This window comes from Ancylobacter sp. FA202 (assembly GCF_000380205.1).
In the GTDB taxonomy this organism is placed as follows: Bacteria; Pseudomonadota; Alphaproteobacteria; order Rhizobiales; family Xanthobacteraceae; genus Ancylobacter.
Window position 1 is genome coordinate 4,200,972 of sequence record NZ_KB904818.1, and the last position, 12,693, is coordinate 4,213,664.

At 65.4% G+C, this 12,693-nt stretch carries 14 protein-coding genes; 5 read left to right on the forward strand and 9 right to left on the reverse strand.

Annotated features, from left to right (window positions below; translation table 11 throughout):
* Nucleotides 1-27: 27 nt before the first annotated feature.
* The 3 genes from clpA to A3M1_RS0119395 all read left to right on the forward strand — a co-directional run bounded on the left by clpA (nucleotide 28) and on the right by A3M1_RS0119395 (nucleotide 3,792).
* Nucleotides 28-2,466, forward strand: coding sequence for an ATP-dependent Clp protease ATP-binding subunit ClpA (gene clpA, locus A3M1_RS0119385; RefSeq protein WP_018390647.1), 2,439 nt, complete (start codon nucleotides 28-30; stop codon nucleotides 2,464-2,466).
* A gap of 298 nt (nucleotides 2,467-2,764) precedes the next feature.
* Nucleotides 2,765-3,442: an AzlC family ABC transporter permease gene (locus A3M1_RS0119390; protein WP_018390648.1), complete on the forward strand. Its 678-nt coding sequence runs from the start codon at nucleotides 2,765-2,767 to the stop codon at nucleotides 3,440-3,442.
* A complete protein-coding gene (locus tag A3M1_RS0119395) occupies nucleotides 3,439-3,792 on the forward strand; it encodes an AzlD domain-containing protein (RefSeq protein ID WP_018390649.1) in 354 nt (117 codons plus the stop codon). Before A3M1_RS0119390 ends, A3M1_RS0119395 begins: the two co-directional genes overlap by 4 nt.
* Here A3M1_RS0119395 and A3M1_RS0119400 read toward each other — a convergent pair.
* The 4 genes from A3M1_RS0119400 to A3M1_RS0119415 all read right to left on the reverse strand — a co-directional run bounded on the left by A3M1_RS0119400 (nucleotide 3,782) and on the right by A3M1_RS0119415 (nucleotide 6,849).
* Nucleotides 3,782-4,204, reverse strand: a complete 423-nt coding sequence (locus A3M1_RS0119400) for an HIT family protein (RefSeq protein WP_018390650.1) — start codon at nucleotides 4,202-4,204, stop codon at nucleotides 3,782-3,784. The genes A3M1_RS0119395 and A3M1_RS0119400 overlap by 11 nt on opposite strands.
* A gap of 63 nt (nucleotides 4,205-4,267) precedes the next feature.
* Entirely contained in the window at nucleotides 4,268-5,476 is a 1,209-nt protein-coding gene (locus A3M1_RS0119405; RefSeq protein WP_018390651.1) for a GNAT family N-acetyltransferase, read from the reverse strand.
* A 133-nt stretch (nucleotides 5,477-5,609) separates the two neighbouring features.
* The gene (locus tag A3M1_RS0119410; RefSeq protein WP_018390652.1) at nucleotides 5,610-6,377 is read right to left on the reverse strand and encodes a glycerophosphodiester phosphodiesterase family protein; all 768 of its coding nucleotides are present in this window, start codon (nucleotides 6,375-6,377) and stop codon (nucleotides 5,610-5,612) included.
* Nucleotides 6,378-6,387: 10 nt separating this feature from the next.
* Nucleotides 6,388-6,849 (reverse strand): RidA family protein, encoded by a 462-nt coding sequence (locus A3M1_RS0119415; protein ID WP_018390653.1) that lies wholly within the window; start codon nucleotides 6,847-6,849, stop codon nucleotides 6,388-6,390.
* 160 nt (nucleotides 6,850-7,009) lie between these two features.
* On the opposite strand from A3M1_RS0119415, the gene A3M1_RS0119420 reads away from it, so the two are divergent.
* Entirely contained in the window at nucleotides 7,010-7,828 is an 819-nt protein-coding gene (locus A3M1_RS0119420; protein WP_018390654.1) for a cell envelope integrity EipB family protein, read from the forward strand.
* Here A3M1_RS0119420 and A3M1_RS0119425 read toward each other — a convergent pair.
* Nucleotides 7,785-9,191 carry a DNA polymerase IV gene (locus A3M1_RS0119425; protein ID WP_018390655.1) on the reverse strand — a complete coding sequence of 469 codons (1,407 nt, stop codon included), beginning with the start codon at nucleotides 9,189-9,191 and terminating at the stop codon, nucleotides 7,785-7,787. The genes A3M1_RS0119420 and A3M1_RS0119425 overlap by 44 nt on opposite strands.
* A gap of 22 nt (nucleotides 9,192-9,213) precedes the next feature.
* The gene (locus A3M1_RS0119430; protein ID WP_018390656.1) at nucleotides 9,214-9,516 is read right to left on the reverse strand and encodes a DUF3572 domain-containing protein; all 303 of its coding nucleotides are present in this window, start codon (nucleotides 9,514-9,516) and stop codon (nucleotides 9,214-9,216) included.
* A gap of 107 nt (nucleotides 9,517-9,623) precedes the next feature.
* Here A3M1_RS0119430 and A3M1_RS0119435 point away from each other — a divergent pair, with 107 nt between their 5' ends.
* On the forward strand, nucleotides 9,624-9,995 hold the full coding sequence (locus tag A3M1_RS0119435) for a response regulator (RefSeq protein WP_018390657.1): 372 nt from the start codon (nucleotides 9,624-9,626) through the stop codon (nucleotides 9,993-9,995).
* A 343-nt stretch (nucleotides 9,996-10,338) separates the two neighbouring features.
* Here the strand turns inward: A3M1_RS0119435 and rpmG are convergent, their stop codons facing one another.
* From rpmG to A3M1_RS0119450, 3 genes are all read right to left on the reverse strand, one after another.
* On the reverse strand, nucleotides 10,339-10,506 hold the full coding sequence (gene rpmG, locus A3M1_RS0119440; protein WP_018390658.1) for a 50S ribosomal protein L33: 168 nt from the start codon (nucleotides 10,504-10,506) through the stop codon (nucleotides 10,339-10,341).
* 131 nt (nucleotides 10,507-10,637) lie between these two features.
* Complete coding sequence (locus A3M1_RS0119445) at nucleotides 10,638-11,798, reverse strand: MFS transporter (protein ID WP_018390659.1); 1,161 nt, start codon at nucleotides 11,796-11,798, stop codon at nucleotides 10,638-10,640.
* Between the two features lie 120 nt (nucleotides 11,799-11,918).
* Nucleotides 11,919-12,659, reverse strand: a complete 741-nt coding sequence (locus A3M1_RS0119450; RefSeq protein WP_018390660.1) for an NUDIX domain-containing protein — start codon at nucleotides 12,657-12,659, stop codon at nucleotides 11,919-11,921.
* Nucleotides 12,660-12,693 lie beyond the last annotated feature (34 nt).

The following is a 12,693-nucleotide window of genomic DNA, read 5'->3' on the forward strand; positions in this document are numbered from 1 at the left end:
CCGCGACGGCTAAATGAAGAGGTCCCGATGCCCACCTTCTCCCGAAGCCTCGAGCAGTCGCTTCACCGGGCCCTCGCGCTCGCCAATGAGCGCCACCACGAATACGCCACGCTTGAGCACCTGCTGCTGTCATTGGTCGACGATCAGGATTCGGCGGCCGTGATGCGCGCCTGCAATGTCGACATCGACAAGCTGCGGCGCAATCTCGTCGAGTACATCGATACCGAGCTCGAAAATCTGGTTCAGGACGCCGGCGAGGACTCAAAGCCCACCGCCGGGTTCCAGCGCGTCATTCAGCGCGCCGTCATTCATGTACAGTCGTCCGGCCGTGAAGAAGTCACCGGAGCAAACGTGCTGGTGGCAATCTTCGCCGAGCGTGAGAGCCATGCGGCCTATTTCCTGCAAGAGCAGGACATGACGCGCTATGATGCCGTCAACTACATCAGCCACGGCATCGCCAAGCGCGCCGGCATGTCGGAGAGTCGACCCGTTCGCGGCGCCGAGGAGGAGACTGAGACGAAGACCGGGGAGGACACCAAGAAGAAGGCCGACGCGCTCGAGGCCTATTGCGTGAACCTCAACAAGAAGGCGCGCGAGGGCAAGATCGACCCGTTGATCGGTCGCGACAGCGAGATCCAGCGCACCATCCAGGTGCTCTGCCGCCGCTCCAAGAACAACCCGCTCTTCGTGGGCGACCCCGGCGTGGGCAAGACAGCCATCGCGGAAGGGCTGGCACGGCGCATCGTCGCCGGCGAAGTGCCCGACGTCCTTGCCAAGGCCACCGTCTTCTCGCTCGACATGGGCGCGCTGTTGGCGGGCACCCGCTATCGCGGCGATTTCGAAGAACGCCTCAAGCAGGTGGTCAAGGAGATCGAGGCGTATCCCGACGCCATCATGTTCATTGACGAAATCCACACCGTGATCGGCGCTGGCGCGACCTCGGGCGGGGCGATGGATGCCTCCAATCTGCTCAAGCCTGCCCTTGCGGCGGGCACGCTGCGCTGCATCGGCTCAACCACCTACAAGGAATACCGCCAGTATTTCGAAAAGGACCGCGCCCTCGTCCGCCGGTTCCAGAAGATTGATGTGCCGGAGCCGACGGTGCCAGACGCGATTGAGATCCTGAAGGGGTTGAAGCCTTATTTCGAGGATTACCACCGGCTGCGTTACACCAACGACGCCATCAAGGCGGCGGTGGAGCTCTCCGCGCGCTACATCCACGACCGCAAGCTGCCGGACAAGGCGATCGACATCATCGACGAGTCAGGCGCGGCGCAGATGCTCCTCCCGGAGGGCCGGCGCAAGAAGATCATCGGCGTCAAGGAGATCGAGGCCACAGTGGCCACTATCGCCCGCATCCCGCCAAAGTCGGTTTCCAAGTCGGATACCGAAATCCTCTCGGCGCTGGAGACCACGCTCAAGCGCGTCGTCTATGGGCAGGACAAGGCGATCGAGGCATTGTCCTCGGCGATCAAGTTGGCGCGGGCGGGCCTGCGTGAGCCGGAGAAGCCGATTGGTTCCTACCTGTTCTCCGGCCCCACCGGCGTCGGCAAGACAGAGGTGGCCAAGCAACTCGCCTCGAGCCTGGGCGTCGAGCTTCTGCGCTTCGACATGTCCGAGTACATGGAGCGGCACACCATCTCGCGGCTGATCGGCGCGCCTCCCGGATATGTCGGGTTCGACCAGGGCGGCCTGCTGACCGACGGCATCGACCAGCATCCGCACTGCGTGCTGCTGCTCGATGAGATCGAGAAGGCGCATCCCGACCTGTTCAACATCCTGCTGCAGGTGATGGACCACGGGAAGCTGACCGACCACAACGGCAAGCAGGTGGATTTCCGTAACGTCATTCTCATCATGACGACCAATGCGGGCGCTGCCGATCTGTCGAAATCGGCCTTCGGCTTCACCCGAACCAAGCGTGAAGGCGACGACGTGGAGGCTATCAATCGCCTCTTCGCGCCGGAGTTCCGTAACCGGCTCGACGCCATCATCCCCTTCGCCCACCTCACCAACGAGGTCATCTCGCTGGTGGTGGAGAAGTTCGTGCTGCAGCTTGAGGCGCAGCTGGCCGACCGAAACGTCACCATCGAGCTGTCGGACGAGGCGACTGCCTGGCTGGTGGAGCGCGGCTACGACCAGCAAATGGGCGCGCGGCCCATGGGCCGGGTGATCCAGGAGCACATCAAGAAGGCGCTGGCCGACGAGGTGCTGTTCGGCAAGCTGCGCTCGGGTGGCCATGTCCGCGTCGTGCTCAAGACCGACGAGGATGGCGAGACCTCGCTGGGCTTCGAGTTCCCGGAGGGGCCAATCACGCCCAAGCCGGAGAAAATCGAGCCGCCCAAGGCCAAGCGGGCGCCGCGTCGCAAGGCTCCCGCCGCCAAGGCCAAGAAACCGGCCGCGACGGCGAGCCGAGCAAAGCCCGGCTCCTCGAAAGTGCCGAAGGTGCCGCTGGTCAAGGCCTGAACCCGATCCAAGCATCTACAGGAACTGAGGAACCACCCGCGCCAGTGTCGCGGGTGGTTTCGTTTCATCATGCCACGCGACGCCAAGTTGGTGGCGCACGCTCCGAAACCAGCCGATGGCAGGCTCCACGGCACGCCCCGCGGCGGTGCCTCATGGCAGCCATGCGGTTACAGGCCTCTCGTTTCGCTTGACGCCAGGGGGACGGCGCCCCAGAACGCCGGGGCGAGTTCACATGCTATCCCCCCAGGTTTCGCCCCCACTCGACACTGCTCCTCCGGCGCGCTGGTTTGCGCGTGGGATGCGTGGCGCCGTCTCGACGCCCGGACTGGTTCTGGTTGCGACCTTCATCGGTTTTGGCGGTCTGCTCCATGACCTCGCCTTTCCGATAGGAGCGGGTCTGCTGTCGACCCTTTTGATCTGGGCTTTGCCGGCGCAGGTGATTCTCATCGGCGGCCTCGCGACGGGGGCGTCGCCGCCCGCGCTCGCTGTGGCGGTGTGCCTTTCGGGTGTGCGGCTGCTGCCCATGGTGGTCTCGCTCATGCCGCTCATGCGAGGCCCGCGCCCGCGTCTGGGGTGGGAACTGCTCTGCGCCCATTTCGTCGCCATGACGTTGTGGGTGGAGGGGTTCCGGCTGCTGCCGAAGGTGGCACCGGAGGGGCGACCTGCTTACGCTGCGGGGCTCGGGCTCGGCCTCACCCTGCTGAGCATGGCCGGCACCGCGATCGGCTTCTATCTCACAGGCGCGCTGCCGGGCCCGCTGGCGGTGGCGTTGCTGTTGCTGACGCCGATCTCCTTCGCCATCCTGCTGGTGCGAAACGCCCGCCAGGCGGTCGATTGGCTGGCCATCGGGCTTGGCGCGGCGATTTCGCCGCTGGTCGCCAATTCGCCCGGCGGGCTGGACCTGTTCTGGGCGGGTGTGGGCGGTGGCACGCTGGCTTTCTTCATCGCCCGCCATCTGCCGAGACAGCGCGCATGAGCTTCCATTCAACCGAATTGGGCGCCATGTTGGTCGTGATCTTCTTCGGTTTCCTGCCGAACGAAGTCTGGCGTGTACTCGGCGTGCTGTTCGGCCGGCGGATCGATCCCGGCAGCGTGTGGATGCAATGGGTGCAGGCGGTGGCGACAGCGCTACTGGCGGCGGTGGTGGCGCGCCTGCTGCTGGTGCCGAGCGGAGCGCTGGTAGCCCTGCCGCTCGGGCTCCGTGCTGGTGCCGTGGGAAGCGGCATTGCCGGCTTCCTCATCGTGCGCCGCTCCGTTCTCGCCGGTGTGCTGGTCGCCGAGGCGGTGCTCGTAGCGGGCGCGTGGTGGCTCGGCGTTAGCCCATAAGCGCCGCCCTTAGCTGCGCCGCCTGCTGAGCCAGCACGTCGGGCGCTTCCGTGTGGGACAGCGGCGGGAGCAACTCGACCCCGGCATGGCGCGGAATGACGTGGACATGCAGGTGGAACACCTCCTGGCCCCCCGCCTTCTCATTGTGCTGGGTGAGGGTGATACCCTCGGCCGTGAACACCTTCATCTGCGCCTGCGCAACACGTTGGGCAACGGCCATGACAGCGGCGAGATCGCCCGCTTCGACGTCCAGCAGGTTGCGGGCCGGAGCCTTGGGGATGACGAGAGCATGGCCTGCCGCCCGCGGCATGATGTCGAGAAAAGCGAGAACGTGGTCGTCCTCATAGACTTTATGAGCGGGGATCTCGCCGCGCAGGATCTTCGCGAAGATGTTGCCGGGATCGTAAGCCATGATTTCCTCCCTGTGGGCCTGACCTGATCGCAAGCCGCTGGACGCGGGTCAAGGCCACCCCGTTCAAGGCTCGTCGGCCTGTTCGTCCGCGACCTGCTGGCGGAAGGGGCCGAGTTCGCTCAGTTCGGCGCCGGCGTCGGCGACATAGCGGCGTTCGCGCTCCAGATAGTGGGCGACGGCAGAGCGAAACTGCGGATCGGCGATATAGTGCGCCGAGCGTGTGATGACCGGCATGTAGCCCCGAGCCAGCTTGTGCTCGCCCTGCGCGCCGGCCTCGACCGTTGAAAGGCCGTGGGCGATGGCGAAGTCTATGGCCTGGTGGTAGCAGACCTCGAAATGCAGGAAGGGATGGTGCTCAACGGCGCCCCAGTGGCGGCCATAGAGCGTGTCCGAGCCGATGAAGTTGATCGCTCCGGCGATCCAGCGTCCGGCGCGCTTCGCCATCACCAGCAGAATGTGCTCGGACATGCGCTCGCCGATGAGGGAATAGAAGGCGCGAGTGAGATAGGGACGGCCCCATTTGCGCGTACCGGTCTCGATGTAAAAGCCGTAGAAGGCGTCCCAGACCTCCTCGGTGAGGTCCGCTCCTGTGAGCCAATGGATGGTCACGCCGTTCTCCAGCGCCTCCCGTCTCTCGCGACGGATCTGCTTGCGCTTCCGAGAGGCGAGGGCGCCAAGGAAAGTCTCGAAATCCGCATAGTCCTGGTTGCGCCAGTGAAACTGCTGGTCAGTGCGCGGTAAGAACCTCTCAGCTTCCAGCGCCCCGGCATCTGCCTCGGTGAGGAAGGTGGCGTGCACCGAAGAGACCTTGCGCAGCTTCGCCAACGCCACGAGCCCGCCTGCCAGCGCGGCGCGGATCGTTTCTGCCTGGGGCCCTGAGCCGACCAGCAGGCGCGGGCCGGTGGCAGGGGTGAAAGGAACGCTCACCTGAAGCTTCGGATAATAGCGCCCGCCCGCCCGCTCCAAGGCCTCTGCCCAGCCATGGTCGAAAACATATTCACCCTGCGAGTGGGACTTCAGATAGGCCGGGCAGACGCCTAGGATCTCGCCCTCTTCCCCCTCCAGGACGAGGTGCTGCGGCAGCCATCCCGTCGCGGCACAGGCCGAGCCTGATTCCTCCAGCGCGGAGAGAAAGGCGTGACTGACGAAGGGATTATAAAAGCTTGTTGAATCGGGGTGCGAAGCCGGGACGCTGGCGCAGGCATCCCAGGCGTTGGCGTCGAGCGAGGCAATCTCGCTCTCGACACGCAGGCGGAAGGTATCGTCGGACATGCGAAAGTGGCTCGCGGCGGAGGCTCGGCAGGCATTGATCAGCGGAACTGATTCACAGCTCCGATCTTCATTGTGCGCCGCACACCGCCTCGGCGAAAGGCCACTCACGCGATCGGGAACCGGTGTTCCCGGCTCAGGGCAGGAAGCCCTCGAAGATCATCTGGTCGGCATGGCGGGCCGCGGTCGCCCGGTCCCCCTCCGTCCGCACGGTCCAGGTCAGCAGCGGCATGGGGCGCTGCCGGCGGGCGGCGTCGACGGCTGCTGACGGCAGTTCCTTGACATAATGGGCGATGAAGTCGGGTTGTGTGCGCGGCAGATGCAGCAGGTTGCTCCATTCATGCTTGGTTTCGTGGTTGAGCATGTCCCATTCCGGGTCGTCGTAGAGATGCTCCATGGTGATCCCGCGCGGGATGTGCGGCGCCAAGTTCCGCACCGCCGCCACCAGATCCGGATCGAACGACATCAGCGCCGCCGGCCCGCTATACCCAGCCAGCACCTCGACTGCGCGCGTGGCGACCGCGGTGTCGCCGTCAAAATGGCTCTTCAGCTCGATGATGAGAGGCACCCGCCCGCCGACGCGGGCGAGCAGGTCGTCGAGCGTCATCATTCGGTCGGCGGTGCCGCGCATTTCGACTGCCTTGAGCTGCGCGGTGGTGCGCACCTTCGCCGGCCCTTCCGCCAAGGTCAGTCGCTCCAGCGTGTCGTCGTGAAACACCATCGCCTCGCCATCGGCGGAGAGCTGGATGTCCACTTCGATGGCATAGTCGCGCGCCATCGCGGCATCGACCGCCGAGGGCGTGTTCTCGATCACACCGCGCACCGCATCATGCAGCGCGCGGTGGGCGATCGGCTGGGCGGTGAGCCAGGCCGGCGCATTGGGTGAAGGAGCATCAGCCGCCATCTGCGTGGCCTCAGGCGAATTCGATCACGGCCTCGACTTCAACGCTGACATTGAACGGCAGCTGGGCGACGCCGACCGCCGAGCGCGCATGCCGCCCCGCATCGCCGAACACCTCGACGAACAGGTCGGAGCAGCCATTCACCACCTTGGGCTGGTCAGTGAAATCCGGCGCCGAATTGACGAAGCCAACCAGCTTCACCACCCGCTTTACCCGGTCAAGATCGCCGAGCGCCGCCTTGATCTGGGCAATGAGGTTGATTGCGCACTGGCGGGCGGCGGCACGCCCGGCCTCAATGTCGGCCTCGCCCGAGAGCTTGCCGGTCATGAAGCTGCCATTGGCCATGGAAATCTGGCCGGAGATCCACAGAAGGTTGCCGCTGATGACGAAGGGCACATAATTTGCCGCAGGAGCGCTGGCCGCGGGGATGGTGATGCCGAGGGCCGCGAGCTTGGCCTCAACCGTTCCGGTCATGGGGATCTCCTGCTATCTTGAGCGCGCATGCCTGCTGGGCATGCGGTGGCGGCCAATGAGCGGCAACCGACCTGCAATTGCCATCTTCGATGGGTCATGTTTGGCGGATCGGTTCGCCATTCGCAAGCTGCGACTGACGTCTGCGAGGAGCCCTTTGCCTATGCCGTCCTCAAGTTTCCCCCGCTTCGCTGTCGCGGCCCTTCTGCTCGGCGCGTCGGCCCTTCCGGCCATGGCAATTCAGCTGTCATCGCACCGCGCCACCTATACGGTTTCGCTCGACGCCTCGAAATCCGGAACCCGCATCAACGGCGCCGAGGGGCGGATTATCTATGAGATGCGCGGCAGCGCGTGCGCCGGTTATTCGGTGCTACTAAGACAGGATACCGATCTCGCAACCGATGGGGGGCGGCTCAACAGTGCGGTATCGACGGCCACCTGGGAGGATGGCGAGGGCAAATCCTATCGCTTCCGCGTCACCAACAGGCTCAATGGCGAGACATCAGAGGAAGCCGACGGCGTGGCCGAGCGCAAAGAGGGTGAACTTACGGTGACGTCGACCAAGCCGGAGGCGCGGACCGTCGTGCTCGGCAAGAATGTCCTGCTTCCGACCCAACACGTACTGCGCCTTATCAGCAGCGCGGAAAGCGGCGAGTCGGTGCTGGAAGCGCCTGTCTTCGATGGGTCTCCTGACGCCAAGAAGGTTTATGACACGCTGGCGGTGATCGGCCGCGAAACCCGCGACGCGAAGGGGCTGGAAGAGGCGGCCACGTCAGGCGATCTGGCCGGCCGGCCCCGCTTCCCTGTGACGATCAGCTATTACGAGCGTGGCGGCACCAGTGAAACGCCGGACTACGTCATCAGCTTCGACATGTTCGACAATGGCGTGAGCCGCAAGTTGAAGCTCGATTATGGCGAGTTCGCGCTGAATGGCACGCTCATTTCCTACGAGGCGCTGCCGAAGGAAGAGTGCGCGAAATAGGTTTGGCCGTAGCCTCCCCGCCATCGGCCGGGCCGCTTGCTGACGCTGGCGCCTGCTCGTCGGGTCGGTTGCGGTGCGGCTGCTGGGGCTCGCGTCGTTTCGGTGCGTCGAGGGCGATTCCCCGGTCGATGATTTCCTTGCCGAACCGGGCGCGCAGCGCGTCCGTCGCCAATTCCGCCAGACCGCGCTTGGTGGCGGAAGTATCGACGAGATCCGCCGGATCGGCGAGCACCGGGTCGGCTAGTTCCGACACGCCGACCCCGATCAGTCGAAAGCGCCGTCCATCCGTTTCGCGGGCGAGCAGTTCGCGGGCATGGTCGAAGATGCGGTGGGCGAGCCGCGTCGGGTCCTCCAGCGAACGGGCGCGGGTGACAAGGCGGAAATCGGACGTCTTGAGCTTCAGCGTGACGGTGCGGCCGGCGAGGTCGGCCGCCTTCAGCCGGTCGGAGAGCTTGCGGGTGAGCCGGTAGAGTTCCTGCTCCAACGTGCGGTAGTCGGCAATGTCGGTGTCGAAGGTTGTCTCGGTCGAGACGCTCTTGGTCTCGCGCTCAGGGTTCACGGTGCGCGTATCGATGCCGCGTGCGAGCCGCCAAAGCCGCAGGCCCTCATTGCCGAAACGGCGGGCGAGGGCGGTCTCGTCTGCGGCCTGCAGGTCGGCAATGGTACGATAGCCCTCGCGCGTCAGCCGCTCCTGGGTCGCCTTGCCGACCCCCCAGATCGCGCCAACGCTCCGCTCCGCGAGAAAGGCCACGGCTTCCTGCGTCCCGATCACCGCGAAGCCGCGCGGCTTGTCGAGTTCGGAGGCCATTTTGGCGAGGAACTTGTTGGGCGCGAGGCCAATCGAGATGGTGACGCCGATCTCCTTCTCCACCGCCCGGGCAAGCCGGGCCAGGGCCCTCGCCGGGCTCTCTCCATGCAGAAGCTCGGTGCCGGCTAGGTCGAGAAAAGCTTCATCGATGGAGAGCGGCTCGACCAGCGGCGTCAGGCCTAAGAAGCGCTCGCGGATCTGGCGGCCGACCGCGACATATTTCGCCATGCTTGGCTTGATCACCACCGCTTCCGGGCAGAGGGCGAGGGCTTTGAACATCGGCATTGCCGAGCGCACCCCCTTCACGCGGGCGAGGTAGCAGGCGGTGGAGACAACGCCGCGCTTGCCGCCGCCGATGATAACAGGAACATCGCGGAGCGCTCGATCGTCGCGCTTCTCCACCGAGGCGTAGAAGGCGTCGCAATCGATATGAGCGACGTGCAGCGTGTCGAGCTCGGCATGCCGCACAAGTCGCGGGCTGCCGCAACGGGCGCAGCGGCGCTCCTCGCCGGCTTCGCTCAGGCAATCGCGGCAGAAGGCCGGCAGGCGCGCCATGGGCCGTGCTCCGTTTGCCCGATCAGTCCTCGCCCATATCGGCGTGAAACAGAATTTCGCGCGCCGCCACCACATGGCCAGGATCGATCTTCGCCTCGCCGGCATAGGCGATGAGAAGTTCCTGATGGTTGATCAGATGGTCGAGCAGCGCCACATGGAACGCGGCCGAGCCCAACGCTCCGCGCAGATCGGCGGGCGACAGACCGCTGTCGGCGAGAAAGGGGCCGATGCGCTCGGGATCGCCGGCGAGATAGGCGAGGGCGCCGAGGGCGACCTGTCGGGCCGCCTCGATCTGCGTGGGGGAGCGTGAGTTGCGGCTCTTCATTTCCGGTTCCGTAAGGAATGGGTGGGTAAAGCTAGCGTATCGACCGGCGGATGAGCGAGCGATTCTGGCTCGCCAGAACGTGCCGTCGTCGCAGGGACCGTCGAGCAATGCCCAAGACCGTTCTGATCGTCGAGGACAATGAGCTCAACATGAAGCTCTTCAACGATCTGCTCGAAGCCCATGGCTATATCACGGTCGGCACCCGAAATGGCATCGAAGCCATGGATCTGGCGCGCAAGCACAGGCCGGACCTGATTCTGATGGACATTCAGCTTCCCGAGGTCTCCGGCCTCGACGTGACCCGCGCCCTCAAGGCCGATCCGGAGCTGAAAGCGATTCCCGTCATCGCCGTCACGGCCTTCGCCATGAAGGGCGACGAAGAGCGGATTCGCGAGGGGGGCTGCGAGGCCTATCTTTCAAAGCCGATCTCGGTGGCGAAATTCCTGGAGACCGTGCGCCAGTTCGCCCCCGTGCCCTGAAAGGGCGAGCGGCGAGACGAGGTCCGCCACATCCGCCTGCGATTCTGTCGACAATTCCCGTTGCAATTGGCGCCCGTTCGGGTAGCCTGATCACGGTATCCGTTTGCCCTGCGGAGTGCTCGGGTCCGCCGCATCTCCTGGGTCCGTAGGGTCTGGTCGGCGGGCGGTGTCTACGGATGGCCTCTCCGTTCACCGCTCGCCGATTCCAGCTTCTCCCTGAACGGACCAGTCCCCCGAACATCAGCCCAAGCCAATCCATCCGCGCCAGCAACGGCGCAGCCAAAAGAAAAGGCGCCTTGCGGCGCCTTTCGCGTTTTGGGCTGGGCCCGTGCGGCGGTTCAGATCACTTGATCTTGCCTTCGCGGAACTCGACATGCTTGCGCGCAACCGGGTCGTACTTCTTCACGACCAGCTTGTCGGTCATGGTGCGCGAGTTCTTCTTCGTCACGTAAAAGAAGCCGGTGTCAGCGCTCGACACGAGCTTGATCTTGATGGTCGTTGCCTTGGCCATGACCGGGTCTCCTGGAGCGTGGCTCTCGAACGTGGGGGCGCCACGCCGAAGAAAACGGGTTCGCGCGGCAGATCCGCCGCTCGTTGCGCGTCCGTATCCGTGATCGGCGCGCGAATGTCAAGGAAGCGCGCTCAGCGATCGCGCCAAATCTGCCCGGCGACGACCAGCACATAGAGCAGAAGGAAGGCCCCGATCACCCAGGCGAAACCGTGCGGATCCACCAGTTGCATGCCGCCACCGACCGCGGTTGGACCCACGGTGAGGCCAATCGAATACAGCATCACGAAGGCCGCATTGGCGGTGGCGAGCGCCGCCCCGTTGAAACGCGCACCGAGCAAAGCGAGGCCGACCGTGTACAGGCCGGCGACGATTCCCGTGGTGAGGAACGCCGCGATCCACATGGCCCAGCTGTCGATCGCGAGGTGCGGTATCAGAAACGAGCCGAGAACGCCGATGATCCCGCAGCCGAGCAGTAGCCGGCGCCGGTCAACCCTGTCGCTCAGCAGGCCGAGCGGCAGTTGCAGGGCGACATTGCCGAGTTCGGCGACAGTGAGCAGAAGTGCCGCCTCGCCCGCGTCCAGCCCGCGCCGCAGGCCGTAAAGCGGCAGGAAGTTAATCATTCCCGTCTCTACAGCTCCGAAGATGAAGGCTGCGAGGGTGGCGGCCGGGGCGATACGCATGAGCGTCCACACGCCGCCGCCGGAATGATCTTCCTCGATGGCTGGCGCGCCGGCGGCACCGATCAACACCGGAATGCCCGCCAGCGCGAAGAAGGCGGCACCGCAGAGATAGGGTGCCCAGCCCTGCGTTCCGACCAGGCTGAGAATCGCGGGACCTCCGGCGAAGCCCATCGACAGCACCGTCCCGTAGATGCCGATGACAAGACCGCGACGGTGGTTCGGCGATGCGGCGTTGATCCAGAACTCGCTGACCACGAACAGCACGCACAGTGCCGCCCCGAAGATGAAGCGGAGCGGGAACCACAGTATGAAGGATGGGGTGATCTTGAAGGCGAGCAGGCTTATTGCGGCGCTGAGGATGGCTGCCAGCAGCAGGGGGCCGGCGCCGATGCGGCGCACCAGCTTGGGCAGGAAGGGCGCCAGCGCGATGGTGGCGAGCCCGCCCACCGCGGTGTTGATGCCGATCCAGGTCGAGGAGATGCCCCGGTCGTGCAACTCAAACGCGAGTAGCGGAATGGAGAGCGCGAGGCCGAGCCCGACCGCCGATATGGCTGCGATAGCGGCCGCGATGGAGGCGACATTCACGGGAGGCGAAAGGGCGGGGGCATGCATGGCGGGCACCTGGCGCCGGGTGGTAGAGTCCCGGACCGCTGCCTCTAGCCCATGGATGGCAAAAGTCGAATGACTTTTGGCAATGATGTCATGCCGGGAATTGCTGGCGGGGTTCGCCGTTTACGTCAGCGTCTCGCGATAAACCTTTGCACCGCGTGTGAAATAGAACGGCACCGGCTGCCAGGGCCGGTGGCCGCTCTTGAGGCGCGGGGCGACCTCGGCAAGGATCGCCCGCGTGATCTCAGGCACGTCCGCCAGCAGTGCGTCGTCCAGTGTAAGCCATTGAAGTTCCACCAGTTCAGTCGCGGGTCCGACCACGCCTTCCCGGCGGTGGGCGACTTCCGAAAGCTCCGCCATGAAGAAGCGGGTGTCGAAGCGGCGGGCGAGGCGGGGCGGGGTGATGGCGCGGGCGACGAAGGTCAGCGCCTCCAGATTGGGAAACAGTCCGGCCGCGCTGAAGCCCTGCCAGGGCCCGGGAAACTGGCCGGGCGCGCCGGCCTCGTTCGTGCCGATGAGCAGGCCGGTCTCCTCGCAGGTCTCGCGGATGGCGGCGAGCGCCAGCGCCCGGGCGCGGGTTGTGCTCGGGCGGCTGACGCGGGCTAACAGCCTGCGTTCGCTCTCCGAATCGAGCATGCCATAGACCGGAACCTGCCGGTCCGCCGCGTCGACGCGCCCGCCGGGAAAAACGAATTTCCCCGGCATGAAGCGCAACGACGGGTTGCGTCGGCCGAGCAGGATGCGTGGGATTCGCTTTGAGCGGTCCACCAGAATCAGAGCGGCCGCGTCCACCGGGCGGACGAGCGGGTGGCCCGCATCGAGCCGTTCGCGCGGGAAATTCGGGGAGACGTCGGTCGGTTTCATGAGTGCAGTGTGGTGGAGTGTCAGTGCAGTGAGG

Excerpts from the sequence above, each read along its gene's own strand:
- A3M1_RS0119410 (WP_018390652.1), bottom strand. The coding sequence starts at position 6,377 with ATGGCGGCTGATGCTCCTTCACCCAATGCGCCGGCCTGGCTCACCGCC.
- A3M1_RS0119445 (WP_018390659.1), bottom strand. The coding sequence starts at position 11,798 with ATGCATGCCCCCGCCCTTTCGCCTCCCGTGAATGTCGCCTCCATCGCG.
- A3M1_RS0119415 (WP_018390653.1), bottom strand. The coding sequence starts at position 6,849 with ATGACCGGAACGGTTGAGGCCAAGCTCGCGGCCCTCGGCATCACCATC.
- A3M1_RS0119420 (WP_018390654.1), top strand. The coding sequence starts at position 7,010 with ATGCCGTCCTCAAGTTTCCCCCGCTTCGCTGTCGCGGCCCTTCTGCTC.
- A3M1_RS0119405 (WP_018390651.1), bottom strand. The coding sequence starts at position 5,476 with ATGTCCGACGATACCTTCCGCCTGCGTGTCGAGAGCGAGATTGCCTCG.
- clpA (WP_018390647.1), top strand. The coding sequence starts at position 28 with ATGCCCACCTTCTCCCGAAGCCTCGAGCAGTCGCTTCACCGGGCCCTC.
- A3M1_RS0119430 (WP_018390656.1), bottom strand. The coding sequence starts at position 9,516 with ATGAAGAGCCGCAACTCACGCTCCCCCACGCAGATCGAGGCGGCCCGA.
- A3M1_RS0119450 (WP_018390660.1), bottom strand. The coding sequence starts at position 12,659 with ATGAAACCGACCGACGTCTCCCCGAATTTCCCGCGCGAACGGCTCGAT.
- A3M1_RS0119425 (WP_018390655.1), bottom strand. The coding sequence starts at position 9,191 with ATGGCGCGCCTGCCGGCCTTCTGCCGCGATTGCCTGAGCGAAGCCGGC.
- A3M1_RS0119395 (WP_018390649.1), top strand. The coding sequence starts at position 3,439 with ATGAGCTTCCATTCAACCGAATTGGGCGCCATGTTGGTCGTGATCTTC.
- A3M1_RS0119390 (WP_018390648.1), top strand. The coding sequence starts at position 2,765 with ATGCGTGGCGCCGTCTCGACGCCCGGACTGGTTCTGGTTGCGACCTTC.
- rpmG (WP_018390658.1), bottom strand. The coding sequence starts at position 10,506 with ATGGCCAAGGCAACGACCATCAAGATCAAGCTCGTGTCGAGCGCTGAC.
- A3M1_RS0119435 (WP_018390657.1), top strand. The coding sequence starts at position 9,624 with ATGCCCAAGACCGTTCTGATCGTCGAGGACAATGAGCTCAACATGAAG.
- A3M1_RS0119400 (WP_018390650.1), bottom strand. The coding sequence starts at position 4,204 with ATGGCTTACGATCCCGGCAACATCTTCGCGAAGATCCTGCGCGGCGAG.